The organism is Acinetobacter vivianii, assembly GCF_014635885.1.
Classification (GTDB): Bacteria; Pseudomonadota; Gammaproteobacteria; order Pseudomonadales; family Moraxellaceae; genus Acinetobacter; species Acinetobacter vivianii.
Genome location: NZ_BMDR01000001.1, coordinates 445,018 through 461,314, shown reverse-complemented (window position 1 = coordinate 461,314; position 16,297 = coordinate 445,018). Strand labels below are relative to the sequence as shown.

Below are 16,297 nucleotides of genomic sequence, written 5' to 3'. Positions count from 1 at the left end.
AATAATATGCATAACAATTCATTTAATAGTTTTTACAGTTATTAATCATGCAGTTAAACTAAGTTTTTTAATTTTTTAAAAATAATATCGGCTTTTAACTGATTAAATTGTTGTGATTGTAAGCATGATACAACATAAAATATTTATATATGCTAGGCTGTTTAGTTTTTCTTAAGAAAATACTCTCAAATGGATTTAAAGCAGAAGCATGAAACAGGAAAGTTTTATTGGTCATTTTTATTGCCCAGATATTGGGGAATATGGATCTCCCTTACGATTTTAATGTTATTTGCAATATTGCCGTGGGCGATTCAATGGCGATTAGCAGATGCTTTATCAAAGTTGGCGTGGAAAGTTTTAAAATCTCGACGTAAAACCACGTTAAGAAATTTTGAATTATGCTTTCCGCATAAAGATGCTTTAGAAAGAGAAGCTGAAGCAAAGCAAGTTTTTTTCAATATGATCATTGGTTTGTTCGAAGCTTTAAATGCTTGGTATAGCCCGAAATGGTATCGAAACCGTATACATATTCAGGGATTAGAGCATATTTCACAAGCACGAGAGACAGGAGTTCTTTTATTAGGTAGCCACACCACACTTTTAGATGCGGGCGGCTATATCAGTAGTTGTTTCTTTGATCTGGATGTGGTTTATCGTCCACAAAACAATCCCTTACTGGATATGTTAATCAGCCGATCGCGCGCCACCATTTATAAAAATCAGATCTCCAAAAATGATATGAAAGGTTTAATTGGCAATCTCAAACAGGGACGAGCCATTTGGTATAGCCCAGATCAGGATTTTGGCCTAAAACAAGGCGTTATGGCACCATTCTTTAATATTCAAGCAGCGACGGTAACGGCGCATCGACGATTGATGAATATCTCAAAAGTTCCCGCCATTCCTTTATTTTTCTATCGAACGGGTAATATCCGCAATCCTCAATATCATATTTTACTTGAACCACCGTTACAGAATTTTCCAAGTCAGGATGAAGTTGCGGATGCAACCAAAGTCAATCTGATTCTTGAAAATCAGATTAGCATGTATCCAACTCAATATATGTGGTTTCACCGAAGATTTAAGACCCGAGCGCTAGGAGAAGCTGCACTTTATTCATAATCGGTGAATTATAAGATTATTAGTTAAATCATCAATATAAAAAACCTACTGCCAATCAAGGCAGTAGGTTTTTTATAAGCAAACAAAAATACTTCAGAGCATCGACTTCGTTATATCGCTTGCCATTGTTGCTTAACTTCTTCTGAGTTTTTAATCAGAATTACTTTGTCATCTTTGACTTCACCAATCCATGCCGTTGGGATCAGATGATGTTGATCATTTTCATCACGCGTCAGTTTGAGTTGGCTATCATCTTCGAGATGATCAACTGTTCCGACTTTGGTACCACAAGAAGCAATGACATCTGAATGTTTTTTAATATCTTGAATATTTAAAGTACTCATTTCTTAAACCTCTTTATAAACATCACAACACGGAAGCGTTTAAGCTACTGCATATTTCCTCATAATTGTTGGGTTTTAAATAATCCTTACAGGATGATTTTATAGATTCACCTAAACATACTGTTTAGTTAACAATGAAACAAAACGAAATAAATAGTTAAATAACTACGAACAATTATCTTTTCATTACAATTTATCTATTTAACTCAACGGAATTTTTAAATTACTTTTAAATAAACTGACTTAAATTAATATTTTAAAAATGAATAGTAGAATATCTATTAAAAGATCAACTTTTGACATATTAAATCGCTTTGAGCAGTACTCAGCCGAAGAGAAGTTAAATCAACGGCCATTGGTGCTTAAACAGTTGATCCATTCTGTTGGGCGATTACCTGAACCCGCCTCGGGCCAGACTTATCAGCGCTGGCAAGTTTTTGCTCAGATTGCTGGCTTTGACCTAAGTTTAGCCAAGCTTTTTGAGTCACATTGTGATGCATTAAGCATTTTGCATGAACTCGGATATGAAAATGAAATTGATGAGAAAATATGGGCCATTTGGGCTGCCGATGGTGGGCCAGCGCCATTACAGGTCGAAAATGAGTTTTGTTGTGGAATTAAACCGTGGTGTTCAGGCGCTGAATTTATCCAAAAAGCATTAATCAGTTTCAAAGATCCACAGGGGCAATCTCAGCTTTGCATTCTCGATCTCAACCAACCCTCGGTCACCATTGATCTGGCTCACTGGCAAGCTGTAGGCATGCAAGGCACACAGACTGCCAGAGTCAATTTTCAGGAGACAGCAGTCAAACTCATTGGCCGTCCCAACGATTACCTTAATCGGGCTGGTTTCTGGCATGGTGCTGCGGGTGTTGCAGCTTGCTGGTATGGTGCGGCAGTACGGTTAATGGATGAGCTGCAACAAAGCTGTCTTAAAACACCCAATCCTTTTAAGAAAATGTATTTAGGTCAGTTGGCAACTCAACTTGCTGTCACCCGACAATATTTCCAATACGTCGCGCAACTGATTGATAGCCAACCCAAGCTCAGTCATGAACGAGATGTACGGATCTTGCGTGCGCAGGCAGAACAAAGCTGTTTGGCAGTTATAGAAGGGGTTGGAAAAGCGCTGGGCGCACGGCCTTTTTGTGAACAAGCGACCTTTGCCAGTTTAATGGCAGATTTACCTGTATTTATTCGGCAAAGCCATGCGGCGTTTGATGATGAGCAAATTGCTGAACGATGTTTAGAGGAGCAAATAGCATGGCAGCTCTGAAACATCCTTTGGTTGAGGATCGCATTATTGAAGGGCAAGGTACTTCTAGAGAACAATGGCTACATGCATTTGAGCAACAACCGCTATCGCTGCTCAACCTTGAAAAATTTCAATCGAAACGGATTGTGATTGTGGCGCCGCATCCAGATGATGAAATACTCGGTTGTGGCGGCTTGATGCAACAGCTGATTAGCTTGAATTGTCGCCTAGTGATTGTTGCTGTTAGCAATGGCACCCAAAGCCATCCGCATTCAAGCAAATATAGTCCAGAGCAATTAGATCGAATCCGTCCGCAAGAAAGTCTGGCGGCATTACATTGTTTAGAGGTCTCGGATTTTGCTCAACGTATTGCCTTAAATTTACCAGATGGACAGATTCATTTACATACTGAGCAACTGTGGCAAGCATTAGACAAGCAGGTTCAAGCGGAAGACATTCTGATTTGTAGCTATGCGCAGGATGGACATCCTGACCATGAAGCTGTAGGAAAAACGGTACAGGCCTTTGCTTTAGCGCATGACCTATCATATTTACATGTGCTGATCTGGGCATGGCATTGGGCACGACCGTTAGATCCACGTATCAACTGGCAACAGGCCAGAGCTTATAGCTTAACTCAGAGCCAGTTAATCAAAAAACGTCAGGCCATTATGCAGTTCAAAAGCCAGATCGAAGCTGATGAAAGTACAGGCAATACTGCGGTTTTATCTCCAGCAATCATCGAACGTTTGTTGATGCCTTGGGAGGTTTATCTTTGTGAATGATTCTAGTCAATATTTTGAAGCCTTATATCATCACAACAATGACCCTTGGGGCTACGATCATCATTGGTATGAGGCTCGTAAAAGGCAGATTTGTTTGGCATTGCTTACTCAACAGCACTATTCATCAGTGTTGGAAATCGGCTGTTCCAATGGGCATTTAAGTGTACATTTGGCCCAACGCGCTGATCAGCTTTTATGTCTAGATCTTTCTGCTCATGCTGTCCATTGGGCTTCACAACGTTTACAGAATCTGGGCCATGTGAATGTTCAACAGCAAAAAATACCTGAAAATTTTCCTGAACAGAAATTCGATCTGATTGTCATCAGTGAAGTGGCCTATTACCTATCACGCAATGAATTGCATGAGCTGATCAATCAACTCAAAGATAGTTTAACGCCACAAGGTGAAATCCTGTGTTGTCACTGGCGGCACGCGATTCAGGATTTTGAACTGAATGCCTTTCAAGTACATGATCATTTAAAACAATCTTTGCCTTTCACTCATTATTTAAGTCTGAATGATCCAGATTTCATCATTGATATCTGGACGGTAAATCCTTCATCTTTGGCTAAACAGCAGGGCTTAATATGAACATCGGTATTGTTATCCCAGCCCATAATGAAGAGCAGCATTTATCTGCCTGTTTGCAGTCGATTCAACAGGCTGTACAACATATGAGTCATGAGCAGGTCGAGATTTTAGTGGTTTTAGACAGTTGTACGGATCAGTCGCGTGCGATTGTAGAATCACATCAAGTGAACTGGATTGAATGCAATTATGCTTGTGTAGGCAAGGCCAGAGATTTAGGTATTCGACATCTGATTCAACAGGGTGTGACATGGGTCGCTTGTACTGATGCCGATACCATTGTCGATCCAGACTGGTTACTGTGTCAGATGCATCATCAGCCCACAGATGCCATCTGTGGAATCGTAGTGCTGGATAATCTAAATCACTTATCAACGCCGCAACAGCAAAAATATCTGGCACATTATCAGGACAGTATGGGGCATCAGCATATTCATGGCGCAAATTTAAGTTTTAGCGTAGATGCTTATCTTCAGGCGGGAGGTTTTGAGCCGATTCCTTGTCATGAGGATGTGTCATTAATTCAAAAATTTATGACTCAATGCAGCAAAATCACCTGGAGTAATCTGGTTCGGGTCACCACCAGCAGTCGACTGAATGGACGTGCACCACAAGGGTTATCACATTTTTTAAAACAGCTCTAAGGGACTTTCAGGATGAAAGTTGATTAAACGGTATAAAAGCAAATGAGAAAATAAAAAATTAAAGTTTTCGTGATTCTGTAAATATATGATAGTTTTAAAAATTATAATTAACAAAATAACTTTCAGAGTTTGCGGAAATCTTTATGAATATACGATTATGTTATGCCAGCAAACGCAATGAAAATAGCGATGATTTGCTACAAGATTTACGCGATATCCTCACCGAAGCTCGAGATTTCAATACTCAACATTGTATCTATGGCGTCCTCTACTATGCAGATAATGCCTTTTTTCAATGCTTGGAGGGAGAACAGCAGATTGTTGAAAGTTTATTTGAAAAAATAAAAACCGATTCACGGCATCTCGATGTCAAGCATCTCAATACACACTCCATTGACCAATCGAGCTTTAACCGCTGGTCAATGAAATATGTACAACGAAATACCAATATTGAATCCTTCTTTCTGACTTTGGGAGAAAATAGCTTTAATCCGAGCTGTCTCGACCACACAAGTCTGGATGCTTTTCTCAGTGAATTGCTACTTGCAGAACAGACAACGCTTCCCATTGGCAAAAAAGTTGGCATGGTCAATCGTGGCGTTAATCCATTCTAAGCTGTTTGGTTCGCAACTTGAGATTCACGGTTTTAAGTTTCGGTAACACTTTAGCCATGAGTAAATAGACAGCAATAGAAGTCATAAACATCAAGATCACTTCCATACTCTGGCTAATAATCAGCATGGCACAGTAGAAGAAACTAAATAAGGCCAGACATAATTCTGTGCCTTTGAAATACCAAGTAATAAACACACCAAAGAGAGTAGCGGAGAGTATCAGATTAACTGTTTCGTTAAAGCCTAAATAATTGAAGAAGATGATGAGTAGGCACAACGCTAACATTGATAGTAAAAAGACAAAGATATTTTTTGCAATAAACATATTCTATTTCCTATCCTGAAGTTAATTTAAAAATCTTTCCTCTGGAACCAGAGGAAAGATGGTACATATTCAGACATTATTTGAGATTCTTTTCCATTATTCAGATTTGTTATATTAATAAAGATGCCTTTTTTATTTTACGGGATCTCTTCATTAATATTCAGCTTTCTATTGAATAGTAAAGAGCGCTTAAATGCACCGAATTAATTATTAAAGAAATCAAACAGTTGAAGAATAGGTTTTTGGCTTACACGGTTGTAAGAGATTGCCTACAAATGAGTGTTTTTTGATCAAAAATTACATTCCAATTTAAAATAAATTAATTTAAAAACAATATCTTATTTGCAAAATATAATTTCTCTAAATTTACATTTTTAACAAAACGCAACATGATATTTCATTAGAGAAAAAAATAATGATGAGCAATATTTAAATGAAGTAAGAATTTTGATTATCTAGAATTGGTATGCACTGTTATCGATGCGATTTTCTATAAAAAGAAAATGAGTAAAGAATTAAGTTTTACGATAAGAAATTCATTCATGGATAGAAATGATCAATTTTGGATTTCGGTGCAGCAGTAAACTCATCTGGAGAAAATTCAAGGATCATTTCGGCTGCCTGTGCATGCTCTGCATTCAGCCAGTCCAGACGGTGTCCTTCAGAGATGATAACGACTGATCTTTTTTCATGTTCAGACGCATGAAACTGGTTCATTAAAGGGTGGGAATCTACATTGATGGTCAGCATACTCATGGAGAGAATTTCTTGACCTGCAACACTTGCATATTCATATATAGCGGCGACTGTAAATGGCTTTTTGTCCTGACGATAGATGCCATACCACTGTGCTTGACCATCAATATACTTAGGTTCAAAAATTACTTCGACAGGTACCAAAGCAAATTGATTTTTGTTCCAAGCATGTTTGAAACTGTTTTTTTCAGCCACCGTTTCAGTACGTGCGTTATAAGCATTCTGAACTGCCTTTAACTCCTTGGCCCAAAAAGGTACCAGACCAAAACGGGCGGCACGCCATTCTACTTTTTGATCAGGTGAGATCAGGATCGGGCTAAGATCTTCAGGATAAATATCCGGTTTGTAGTCAAATGTCGGTTCAAACAAATCTAATAAATGAGCCCGACTTTTCTGAATAGGTCGATAGTTTGCACACATACCTCAGCCTCGTATCGTTCAATAAACACTCACTTAGTGTTGATCAGAACCACGTTATTGAGGAGCATATTTTTGTACTTGGATTGCATCAATAGCTGCTGATCTGGTGATTCTTAGAGAGAATGAAATCTTATGACACGATCTGAAAGGGCAGATGATTTAAGATATCTAAAAAAATAGATGAGATAAAAAATTATCTCATCATGATAATCAATTAGAAGAAATTATCCCAAACTCATAAATTTTATACTTCAATTTAAAAGATTCTGATCAAAGGAAATTGAGCCGACATTAACCGATTGTATTTATATCGATTTTTACATGTTTAGACCTGCAAAAAATTACTAAGCTTAACAAACAAATCCTTCTAATTGCTTTACTATCGCTCGCTTTATCTTCAAAAGAAGGTCTCCCTTAACCAACGACTTTCGTCAGTGTTTTTTGATTTGGTAAACAATGAATTTTGATATCGACATTTTTGGTACGATTGTAGTTGCAGTCTTTGTACTTTTTATTGGTTATTTTCTGGTTAATAAAGTTAGTTTATTAAAACGCTACAATATGCCTGAACCTGTAATTGGTGGACTTGTCGCTGCAATTGTCACTTATTTTCTATTCACCAAGTTTGATGTTACGGTGAATTTTAATGCGGACATTCAACGCAGTTTCATGCTGGTCTTTTTTACTTCAGTCGGCTTGAGCGCAAGCCTGTCAAAGTTGAAAGAAGGCGGAAAAACACTGATTGTTTTCATGTTCTGTGTAGTGACTTATGTTTTATTACAAAACGCTTTAGGCATAAGTTTGGCAACTGCTTTAGGACTAGATCCATTGATTGGTCTGATCACAGGATCAGTGACCTTAACTGGTGGTCACGGTACTGCAAGTGCTTGGGGTAGCATTTTTGAAAATGAATATGGTATTCAAGGCGCTGTCGTTTTAGGTATGGCAAGTGCAACCTTCGGCTTGGTTGTCGGGGGCATGATGGGTGGCCCAGTAGCGAAGTTTTTGATTCGTCGTTATCAATTGGCCGAAGAAATTGCACCTACACAGCAACGTACTGAAGCACCACCTGCAAATGAAACAGCACCATTTGAATATCCAGAAAAAACCCGACTGATTACGGCGGACGATGCGGTAAAGACACTGGGGATGTTTGCCCTGTGTATTTTCTTTGCCAATTTTATGACTGACTTTGCCAAAGGCCACTGGTTTGAGTTACCGACCTTTGTGTGGGCATTAGGCTGTGGTGTGTTCTTACGTAATACGCTGGAATATGTCTTTAATATCAAGCTATTCGACCGCTGTATTGACGTATTTGGTAACGCATCTTTGGCTTTGTTCCTTTCGATGGCATTGATGTCTTTACAGCTCTGGCAGCTTGCTGGTCTGGCAGGACCACTTGTCATTATTCTTATTGCACAAACCCTGTTTCTGGCGCTTTACCTGTTTTTCGTCACCTTTAAAATTATGGGCAAAAACTATGATGCAGCGGTACTTTGTGCAGGACAATGTGGTGTCAACTTAGGTGCAACACCAACAGCAATTGCCAATATTCAGGCAGTTACCAATACTTATGGACCTTCGCATAAAGCCTTCTTGATTATTCCACTGACGGGGGCATTTTTTGTCGATATTATTAATGCGCTTGTGATCCAGACCATTATTAATTTCTTTTAGCGTGCAGAGCTTTTATCCATTAAAGCTCTGAAATGCTTTACCACTTTGAAAATGCCAGTTTTTATCAACTGGCATTTTTTTTACTTTAAAAATCAACAATAAAAGCTTCTTGGGTATAAAAATAAGAGACTATTCCAGTTTTAAGTTAAAGCGATCCAAAGAATAAGCGACAGGCATGTTTCGCATTTAACAAACTTTTAGTCACGTTCATTCTCAAAATTATAGTTTTGGCAAATTTATACTATTTTCTGTCATTTCTCTTATCTTTTTCGATTGTAGACACATTGTATTATTTGAAAAAGGGAAAATTATACATTGTGTAGACAAGATCAGGATGAAAGGGAGAGAGGTATTCATGGATAAGAAAATGCTGTTAGCCGAAACCTTAAAACGCCGAATTATTAGTATGGAATTGGCGCCTGGTGCTGTCGTAGATGAAGTTTCCCTGAGTGAGGAATTTGGTCTTTCCCGTTCACCCGTTCGGGAGCTGCTTCGTCAAATGGCGGCAGAAGGATATCTGGAGCTTGAAGCAAACAGAGCCACTCGTGTTTCCTCAATGAACCACCAATCACTACGAAATTTTTTTCTGGCAGCGCCTTTAATTTATATCTCAACCACACAATTAGCCGCGATTAATGCGACACAGATTGAAATCGATCAACTCAAGCAAATCCAGAAATTATTTCGGGAAGCGATTGATCAGGGAGATATCGAAGGGCGTGTTTATTATAACAACCAGTTTCATCTGGAAATAGGAAAAATTGCGCATAACCCATACCTATTGCCGAGTCTGGAACGTTTGCTCATCGACCATGCTCGTTTAGGCAAGATTTTTTATCGCAATCCAACTACTGATGATATGCAGGAAGACCTGTCACTGGCTGTATTACAGCACGATCAAATTATTGAAGCAATTGAACGTCATAACGCTGGAGAAGCAGGGGAAATTGTACGGGTACACATGGATTTATCTCGCCGTCGTATGACTGAGTATGTTGTACCCGCTGGTATCGAAGTTCCTGTTTCTTATCCATAAATCAAAGGTTTTAAAAATATATGTGCTCACTTCATCTTGGAAAAGAAGTGAAAATATAAATGGAGTTTATCAACATGACAAAGGTTACAGCGTTACCAGCCGACGATAAAAGATGTGCTTGGTATCATCTAAGCAATCAAAGACAAGTTAAACCCAGCCATAGCGGTAAAAGCTCAGCACGTTGGGCAGTGATTGGTGCAGGTTATACCGGTTTGGCTGCGGCAAGACGTTTGGCCGTGAATTTTCCAGATGATGAAGTCATTCTGATTGAAGCACAGGAAGTGGGTTATGGCACAGCAGGCCGCAATGCGGGTTTTGCCATTGATCTTCCGCATGATATTGGTGCCGAAGATTATATCGGTGATATCGAGATTGCGAAAACAACCTTAAAGCTGAATTTATTAGGTCAATCTATTTTGCAAACCTTGGTTCGCCAACATGGTATCGATTGTCACATGCGAGCCAGCGGTAAATATCAAGGTGCAGTCGAAAAACGTGGTATTGCGGTGCTGGAAGCGTATCAGCGTGGACTGGATAAACTCGGGCAGGAATACGAAGTCATTGGTGAACAAGATTTGCCTCAGCATATTGGCACCTCATTTTATAAAAAAGGTCTCTACACGCCTGGAACAGTCTTACTTCAACCTTCAGCATTGGTGAAAGGGTTGGCGGACAGTCTGCCATCGAATGTGACGCTTTATGAAAATACCCCAATCACTGAAGTTGAATATGGCGATAAAGTGGTGTTAAAGCATGCCAATGGGCAAATTACGGCGGATAAACTCATTCTTGCCAATAACGCTTTTGGTCAACGTTTTGGCTTTTCACAAATTCAACGCACCATGTTACCCGTGTTCCTTTATGCCAGCATGACCCGACCGTTAACTGAACAGGAACAGTCTCAGCTAGGAGGTAAAGACTTCTGGGGTGTAATTCCTTCAGATCCTTTTGGCAGTACTGTTCGCCGTACCCATGACAACCGCATCCTGATCCGTAACAGTTTCAGTTTTAATCCAAACGGACGTCCTAAACAGCATTGTCTGGATCGTTTTGTGCACCGTCATAAAAAGTCTTTTGAAAACAGATTTCCGATGTTACCTGAAGTCGATTTTGAATATACATGGAGTGGTTCATTGGCACTTTCACAAAATCATAAAGGCTTCTTCGGACAACTCGCTCCAAACGTATTTGGTGCGTTGTGTTGCAATGGCTTGGGAATTACCCGCGGTACGGTCACAGGTACCTTACTGGCAGATTGGCTTGCAGGCCAGCGTAATGAGTTAATTGATTTTTTACTGGAAACTTCTGGCCCTAATAAGGTACCACCAGAGCCGTTTTTATCTATCGGTGTCAATGCCACGCTTTGGTGGGGACAAATGAAATCAGGATTGGAGAGCTAATCGGCTCATTCAATAAAACATTCATTGAATTGATTAAGTTTTTAAACGCTTAATTTAACTGAGTCAAAACCTTTAAATGCTGAACAGTGAAATTGATTTTTCAATTTTACAGGCTTTGTTCACCTTGGTTTTCGTAAATGTGTAGGAAGCACACCCACTCAAAGTGGGCGGATATTGGAGACAGAAATGACAACAAATAATGTTTCTATTGAAGATGTACCTTTAAACAGGTTTCATCAATTATTGACGATCCGTACTGGCGGTGGATGGCTTTTAGACGGATATGTACTCAGCATCATTGGTGTTGCCATGGTGCAACTTTCCTCAGCGTTACAGTTAACCAGTTTCTGGCAGGGCATGATTGCTGCTTCGGCCTTGATTGGGATCTTCTTCGGAAGCTTTCTAGGCGGCTGGTTAGGTGGCTTGCTTGGTCGAAAGAAACTGTATTTTGTAGCGCCGATCTTATTTACCTTATGTTCGCTCAGCCAGTATTGGGTCGAATCAGGCATGATGCTATTCCTATGCCGTTTTGTGATCGGCATTGGTGTGGGTTTTGAATACACGATTGCAGGTTCGTTGCTGGCTGAATTCTTACCACAAAAATCACGTGGCCCACGTTTAGCCATGCTAACTATTTTATGGTTTGTCGGAGCAGCACTGGCTTACATCATTGGTAACCTGATTTTAAATAGTGGCTATGCAGAAGCTTGGCGCTTGGTACTCGCCAGCCCAGCAGTGATTGGTATTGTACTGATCATTATCCGGATCGGCACACCTGAATCACCACGCTGGTTATTAAGCAAAGGGCGTACTGTAGAAGCAGAAGCTGTGATTAAAAATGTCTATGGCCCATCGTTTTCACTGAATAATCTGCAATCGCAAATTCTGGAAAAGAAAATCTCTTTAAGCAGCTTTTTAAAATCAGGCTACGGCACACGTGTATTTTTTGTCTCCATGTTCTGGGCATGCTCGGTCATTCCCGTATTTGCGGTTTATGCCTTTGCACCAAAAGTACTTGATGCATTGCATTTAAAAGGTGACTGGGCAGCTTATGGTTCAGTGGTCATTACCTTGCTGTTTGTCGTTGGCTGTGTGGTTGCGACGCGTCTGATTAACCGTATGGGACGCCGTAGCATGATTATTCAAAGCTTTTTATGGTCTGGTCTGGCTTTACTCGGTCTCGGCTTTTTCTCGGAAGCGTCGCCATTACTCATTCTTATCTTATTCGGTCTCTATGCACTATTTATCGGTGGTGCTCAGGTCTTGCAGTTTGTTTATCCAAATGAACTGTTTCCAACACAAATTCGCCCGATTGGTGTCGGGATTGGGGCTGCTTTCTCTCGGATTGGGGCAGCAATTGGTACGTGGTTAGTGCCGATGTCTCTCGATTCAATCGGTATCGGAAATACGATGTATGTGGCAGCAGCTGTCACGCTACTTGGTCTGGTTGTCTCTCTGGCTTTTGCACCTGAAACACGAGGCATGAGTCTAGAACAATCCACAACTTTAAATTAACCCTGATGATCTTGCCATGATTTCAAGCTAAGGAATGGCATCAATAAACAACACTCTTGATGGAGAAAATAACATGAACTTTGACGGTATTTACACCCCAGCAATTACCCCTTTAGCTGCTGATGGATCAATTGACAAGGCTGCTTTTGCGGATGTTCTGGAATATCTGATTGATGCAAAAGTACATGGTGTGATCGTAGCGGCGACTACAGGTGAATATTACGCACATACCGCACAAGAGCGCTATGATCTGGCGAAATATGCAAAAGAGGTGGTGGGATCACGTATTCCTTTGATGGTTGGAACAGGCGCGATCCGTACTGAAGATTCGGTAGAATATGCAAAGGTAGCGAAAGAAATTAAAGCAGACAGTATTCTGGTAACGATTCCACCTTATGCTTTACCGACTGAACAAGAAGTGGCAGCGCATGCATTGACCATTGATAAAGCAGCTGATTTGCCTGTCATGTTCTATAACTATCCAGCGCGTATGGGCGTGAGCATGGGCAAAGAATTTTTCGATACGGTATTTGCAGCATCAAAAAACTTTGTCGGTCTTAAAGAGAGCTCTGGTGATATGAATCAATTGCATATGCTGGCTCGTAATTATCCTGATCTGGAAATTTCATGTGGTTGGGACGATCAAGCACTTGAGTTTTTTGCATGGGGCGCACGTAGCTGGACCTGTGCAGGCTCAAACTTTATTCCGCGTGAACATATTGCGTTATATGAAGCTTGCGTGATCGAAAAAGATTTTGATAAAGGCCGCCGTATCATGTCTGCCATGTTACCGCTTATGGATTTCCTTGAAACAGGTCACTTCATCCAGTGTATCAAGTATGGTTGCGAGCTTAATGGGTTACGTACTGGTGGCTTGCGTGCACCATTACAAGAAATGGATGCAGAAAAGAAACAGGCATTCCAAAGCATTGTGGCAGAGCTTAAACGTGAAGTTGCTGCAATCACGGGAGGTGTGTAATGGCTGAATTGTTAAGTGCAGCTGAATATGCCCAGATTGCCAAAAATTTAAAATTTCCAACACAAGCTTTTATTGACTGGAAATTTCAGTCTTCTGTATCAGGCAATACCTTTACCACGACCAATCCTGCGACAGGTGAAGTATTGGCGGAAATTACCGCGTGCAATGAACAAGACGTGAATATTGCAGTCGCTAATGCTAAAACTGCGTTTGAAGATGGACGCTGGAGCAAACTTTCACCCAACCAGCGCAAGCATATCTTGCTGAATTTTGCCGATTTGCTGGAGAAAAATACGGTTGAACTGGCCGTCATGGAAAGTCTGGACAGCGGCAAGCCAATCAGTGAATGTCAGTTAACCGACGTACCTGAAATGATTCATACCATTCGCTGGCATGCTGAACTGATCGATAAAATTTATGACAGTACTGCACCCGTTGGTTCAGATACCTTGTCTATCGTGGTCCGTGAAGCAATTGGTGTGGTAGGTCTGGTTCTACCGTGGAATTTTCCGCTGTTAATGCTGGCATGGAAAATTGGCCCAGCTTTGGCTGCTGGTTGCTCGGTGGTGGTCAAGCCAGCTAAAGAAACCACATTAACGGCATTACGGGTTGCTGAACTTGCAGCAGAAGCAGGTATTCCTGCTGGCGTATTCAATATCGTGCCAGGCGGAGGGCGCGAAGTAGGTGAACCTTTAGGCAGACACATGGATGTCACCATGGTGAGCTTCACAGGCTCCACTGAAACAGGTCGTTTATTCCTGAAATATGCTTCTGAATCCAACCTGAAACGTGTGGTACTCGAATGTGGTGGTAAAAACCCCGCTGTGGTCATGAATGATGTTGATGATCTGGATCGTGTTGCACAGCATATCGTCAATGGTGCGTTCTGGAATATGGGTGAGAACTGCTCAGCCTCTTCACGCCTGATTGTTCACAACGATATCAAAGATGAATTATTAGGATTAATTGGCGTCCATTTAGCGGACTGGAAAATGGGTAATCCACTCGATCCAGAACACAAATTAGGTTCTCTGGTCAGTAAGTCTCACTTTGAAAAAGTGAAATCCTATATTGAGCAGGCCAAAGCTGAAAAACTCAATATTGTGCATGGCGGTCAAACAGACAAAGGCATCTTTGTAGAGCCAACAGTTGTGGATGGTGTGAAAGCGACTGACACCTTATTTCAGGAAGAGGTGTTTGGACCGATCTTGTCTGTCACGACATTCAATACTATCGAAGAAGCAATTACGCTGGCCAATGACACGGTCTATGGTCTGGCTGGTTCTGTGTACACCAGCAACTTAAGAAATGCCATCAAACTCGCACGTGCTATTCAAGCGGGTGTGGTAACCGTCAACTGTTTTGGTGAAGGTGATGTCACAACACCATTCGGTGGTTATAAAGAGTCTGGTTTTGGTGGCCGAGATAAGTCGATCTGGGCGCATGACCAATATACCGAGATTAAAACCATCTGGATTGATGTTTCAGAGCCTTAATCCACTACAGGAACGATTGCGGCTAGATTGCCGATCAATCGTTCCTGATCTCGGGTTATAGGATTAGCCAGAGAAATCATCAATGACTTTATTTTAAATCGAAAATATTTTTCGAATGTGCTTGTTTTGCCAAAAATTCGTTGAAAGCAGGGAATGTAAATGAATAAAACCACAATTAAAATAGGATTTGGCTTATTGGCCTTGACTACATCGCTGCCCGTAATGGCGGGAATGACCTTAGGTAACCCAGAGAGTGAAACAGGGGCACTGACGCTGTCTGGTACCTTACGGGCCAATTATCAGAATAAAGATTATGGCGAAGCTGCCTCTGACCAGAAAATTAAATTTGATGCTGCCATTCTACGCTTGGGTTATGAATCACCAGACTGGTTCGGCAAACTTGAATACCGTTGCTACCAATACGATACATTATGTGATTTCTCTACGCTGGTGTATGGCTATGTCGGTTATCGTCTCAACTCGACCGATAATATTACCTTCGGTTTACAACCCATTCCTTTTGGCCCAAGTCGTTTCTGGGACAGCAGCTTCTATGCTGGAATCAACAACACCATGGGGTTGCAAGATGCGTTGGATCTAGGCGTGAATTATCATTTTGAACTCCCTAGCGCAACCAAAGTAGATCTCGCTTACTTTGCAACAGATGGTGGCAATTACCACGGCAATAGCCGAGATTCAGCACGTTATACCGCCAATGTTGTACATTCCGATGATCCATTAAAAACAGATTTAAATGAAAAAAACATGTGGATGGCACGGGTCGATCAGGAGCTTAAGTTTTTAAGCACAGATGATCTAAAAGTCTCAGTGGGAGGCAGTTATTGGTATTCCGAAATTGAAAATAAGAAAACTGCTGAGGATGGCAACCGCAATAGCTGGGCACTATTCAATCGCATCAATTATAAAAACTTGAATGTGGTGCTAACAGGCGGTAAACAATCGATCAGTAACCAAGATGCACTCAACCCACATGCTTCCACCTTTGGTTCATTCGATGGTGAATATGATATTGCCAACAAGGGCTATTTCTACACAGTCGATACCAGCTATAGCTTTAAGAATGTGCGTGATTCACTCAATGTGACACCTTATCTGGTATTGAGTGGTTTCGATAAAAAAGAAAAGGGCTTTAATGACTCCCAGCGCAACATTGTCGGGGTGGCATGGGACTACAAAACTATTTCGCTCTATACCGAATACGTGATGAGTAAGAATGATCCCTTTGTCGGTGGCACAGGCAGCTCACTGGCCGAAGGTGATGATGGTAAATGGAACAAGTTGCTAAATCTCATGCTGGTTTACAACTTCTAGCGATGAGT

16 protein-coding genes are annotated in these 16,297 nt (G+C 40.9%); 13 read left to right on the top strand and 3 right to left on the bottom strand.

Features of this window, described 5'->3' with window-relative positions; all coding sequences use genetic code 11:
* The first annotated feature begins 189 nt into the window (after nucleotides 1-189).
* Nucleotides 190-1,122, top strand: coding sequence for an LpxL/LpxP family acyltransferase (locus IEV36_RS02205; protein WP_005257681.1), 933 nt, complete (start codon nucleotides 190-192; stop codon nucleotides 1,120-1,122).
* 110 nt (nucleotides 1,123-1,232) lie between these two features.
* On the opposite strand, the gene IEV36_RS02200 is transcribed toward IEV36_RS02205, so the two are convergent.
* Complete coding sequence (locus IEV36_RS02200) at nucleotides 1,233-1,466, bottom strand: DUF2171 domain-containing protein (RefSeq protein WP_005257680.1); 234 nt, start codon at nucleotides 1,464-1,466, stop codon at nucleotides 1,233-1,235.
* Between the two features lie 262 nt (nucleotides 1,467-1,728).
* On the opposite strand from IEV36_RS02200, the gene IEV36_RS02195 reads away from it, so the two are divergent.
* From IEV36_RS02195 to IEV36_RS02175, 5 genes are all read left to right on the top strand, one after another.
* Nucleotides 1,729-2,742, top strand: coding sequence for an acyl-CoA dehydrogenase family protein (locus IEV36_RS02195; protein ID WP_005257679.1), 1,014 nt, complete (start codon nucleotides 1,729-1,731; stop codon nucleotides 2,740-2,742).
* Nucleotides 2,730-3,506 (top strand): PIG-L deacetylase family protein, encoded by a 777-nt coding sequence (locus tag IEV36_RS02190; protein WP_005257678.1) that lies wholly within the window; start codon nucleotides 2,730-2,732, stop codon nucleotides 3,504-3,506. The genes IEV36_RS02195 and IEV36_RS02190 overlap by 13 nt, the downstream gene beginning before the upstream one ends.
* Nucleotides 3,499-4,098 (top strand): class I SAM-dependent methyltransferase, encoded by a 600-nt coding sequence (locus IEV36_RS02185; RefSeq protein WP_005257677.1) that lies wholly within the window; start codon nucleotides 3,499-3,501, stop codon nucleotides 4,096-4,098. The genes IEV36_RS02190 and IEV36_RS02185 overlap by 8 nt, the downstream gene beginning before the upstream one ends.
* Nucleotides 4,095-4,739, top strand: a complete 645-nt coding sequence (locus tag IEV36_RS02180) for a glycosyltransferase family 2 protein (protein WP_005257676.1) — start codon at nucleotides 4,095-4,097, stop codon at nucleotides 4,737-4,739. Before IEV36_RS02185 ends, IEV36_RS02180 begins: the two co-directional genes overlap by 4 nt.
* Before the next feature lie 143 nt (nucleotides 4,740-4,882).
* Complete coding sequence (locus IEV36_RS02175) at nucleotides 4,883-5,353, top strand: BLUF domain-containing protein (RefSeq protein ID WP_005257675.1); 471 nt, start codon at nucleotides 4,883-4,885, stop codon at nucleotides 5,351-5,353.
* Here IEV36_RS02175 and IEV36_RS02170 read toward each other — a convergent pair.
* Complete coding sequence (locus IEV36_RS02170) at nucleotides 5,340-5,678, bottom strand: hypothetical protein (protein WP_005257673.1); 339 nt, start codon at nucleotides 5,676-5,678, stop codon at nucleotides 5,340-5,342. The two genes, IEV36_RS02175 and IEV36_RS02170, sit on opposite strands and share 14 nt — an antisense overlap.
* 540 nt (nucleotides 5,679-6,218) lie before the next feature.
* Nucleotides 6,219-6,854, bottom strand: a complete 636-nt coding sequence (locus IEV36_RS02165) for an SOS response-associated peptidase (RefSeq protein ID WP_005257668.1) — start codon at nucleotides 6,852-6,854, stop codon at nucleotides 6,219-6,221.
* 456 nt (nucleotides 6,855-7,310) lie between these two features.
* Between IEV36_RS02165 and gltS the strand changes: the two genes are divergently transcribed.
* From gltS to IEV36_RS02130, 7 genes are all read left to right on the top strand, one after another.
* Nucleotides 7,311-8,531: a sodium/glutamate symporter gene (gene gltS / locus IEV36_RS02160; RefSeq protein ID WP_005257666.1), complete on the top strand. Its 1,221-nt coding sequence runs from the start codon at nucleotides 7,311-7,313 to the stop codon at nucleotides 8,529-8,531.
* Between the two features lie 355 nt (nucleotides 8,532-8,886).
* On the top strand, nucleotides 8,887-9,567 hold the full coding sequence (locus IEV36_RS02155) for a GntR family transcriptional regulator (protein WP_005257664.1): 681 nt from the start codon (nucleotides 8,887-8,889) through the stop codon (nucleotides 9,565-9,567).
* Between the two features lie 74 nt (nucleotides 9,568-9,641).
* Nucleotides 9,642-10,967 carry an NAD(P)/FAD-dependent oxidoreductase gene (locus IEV36_RS02150; RefSeq protein WP_005257662.1) on the top strand — a complete coding sequence of 442 codons (1,326 nt, stop codon included), beginning with the start codon at nucleotides 9,642-9,644 and terminating at the stop codon, nucleotides 10,965-10,967.
* A gap of 186 nt (nucleotides 10,968-11,153) precedes the next feature.
* Complete coding sequence (locus tag IEV36_RS02145) at nucleotides 11,154-12,482, top strand: MFS transporter (RefSeq protein WP_005257655.1); 1,329 nt, start codon at nucleotides 11,154-11,156, stop codon at nucleotides 12,480-12,482.
* A gap of 73 nt (nucleotides 12,483-12,555) precedes the next feature.
* Nucleotides 12,556-13,461, top strand: a complete 906-nt coding sequence (locus IEV36_RS02140; RefSeq protein WP_005257652.1) for a dihydrodipicolinate synthase family protein — start codon at nucleotides 12,556-12,558, stop codon at nucleotides 13,459-13,461.
* On the top strand, nucleotides 13,461-14,957 hold the full coding sequence (locus IEV36_RS02135) for an aldehyde dehydrogenase (RefSeq protein WP_005257650.1): 1,497 nt from the start codon (nucleotides 13,461-13,463) through the stop codon (nucleotides 14,955-14,957). The genes IEV36_RS02140 and IEV36_RS02135 overlap by 1 nt, the downstream gene beginning before the upstream one ends.
* Before the next feature lie 159 nt (nucleotides 14,958-15,116).
* Nucleotides 15,117-16,289, top strand: coding sequence for a hypothetical protein (locus IEV36_RS02130; RefSeq protein ID WP_005257649.1), 1,173 nt, complete (start codon nucleotides 15,117-15,119; stop codon nucleotides 16,287-16,289).
* The last annotated feature ends 8 nt before the right edge of the window (nucleotides 16,290-16,297 follow it).

Bases quoted from the DNA above. Each gene is read 5' to 3' on its own strand.
- IEV36_RS02205 (WP_005257681.1), top strand. From the start codon at position 190: ATGGATTTAAAGCAGAAGCATGAAACAGGAAAGTTTTATTGGTCATTT.
- IEV36_RS02200 (WP_005257680.1), bottom strand. From the start codon at position 1,466: ATGAGTACTTTAAATATTCAAGATATTAAAAAACATTCAGATGTCATT.
- IEV36_RS02195 (WP_005257679.1), top strand. From the start codon at position 1,729: ATGAATAGTAGAATATCTATTAAAAGATCAACTTTTGACATATTAAAT.
- IEV36_RS02190 (WP_005257678.1), top strand. From the start codon at position 2,730: ATGGCAGCTCTGAAACATCCTTTGGTTGAGGATCGCATTATTGAAGGG.
- IEV36_RS02180 (WP_005257676.1), top strand. From the start codon at position 4,095: ATGAACATCGGTATTGTTATCCCAGCCCATAATGAAGAGCAGCATTTA.
- IEV36_RS02175 (WP_005257675.1), top strand. From the start codon at position 4,883: ATGAATATACGATTATGTTATGCCAGCAAACGCAATGAAAATAGCGAT.
- IEV36_RS02170 (WP_005257673.1), bottom strand. From the start codon at position 5,678: ATGTTTATTGCAAAAAATATCTTTGTCTTTTTACTATCAATGTTAGCG.
- IEV36_RS02165 (WP_005257668.1), bottom strand. From the start codon at position 6,854: ATGTGTGCAAACTATCGACCTATTCAGAAAAGTCGGGCTCATTTATTA.
- gltS (WP_005257666.1), top strand. From the start codon at position 7,311: ATGAATTTTGATATCGACATTTTTGGTACGATTGTAGTTGCAGTCTTT.
- IEV36_RS02155 (WP_005257664.1), top strand. From the start codon at position 8,887: ATGGATAAGAAAATGCTGTTAGCCGAAACCTTAAAACGCCGAATTATT.
- IEV36_RS02150 (WP_005257662.1), top strand. From the start codon at position 9,642: ATGACAAAGGTTACAGCGTTACCAGCCGACGATAAAAGATGTGCTTGG.
- IEV36_RS02145 (WP_005257655.1), top strand. From the start codon at position 11,154: ATGACAACAAATAATGTTTCTATTGAAGATGTACCTTTAAACAGGTTT.
- IEV36_RS02140 (WP_005257652.1), top strand. From the start codon at position 12,556: ATGAACTTTGACGGTATTTACACCCCAGCAATTACCCCTTTAGCTGCT.
- IEV36_RS02135 (WP_005257650.1), top strand. From the start codon at position 13,461: ATGGCTGAATTGTTAAGTGCAGCTGAATATGCCCAGATTGCCAAAAAT.
- IEV36_RS02130 (WP_005257649.1), top strand. From the start codon at position 15,117: ATGAATAAAACCACAATTAAAATAGGATTTGGCTTATTGGCCTTGACT.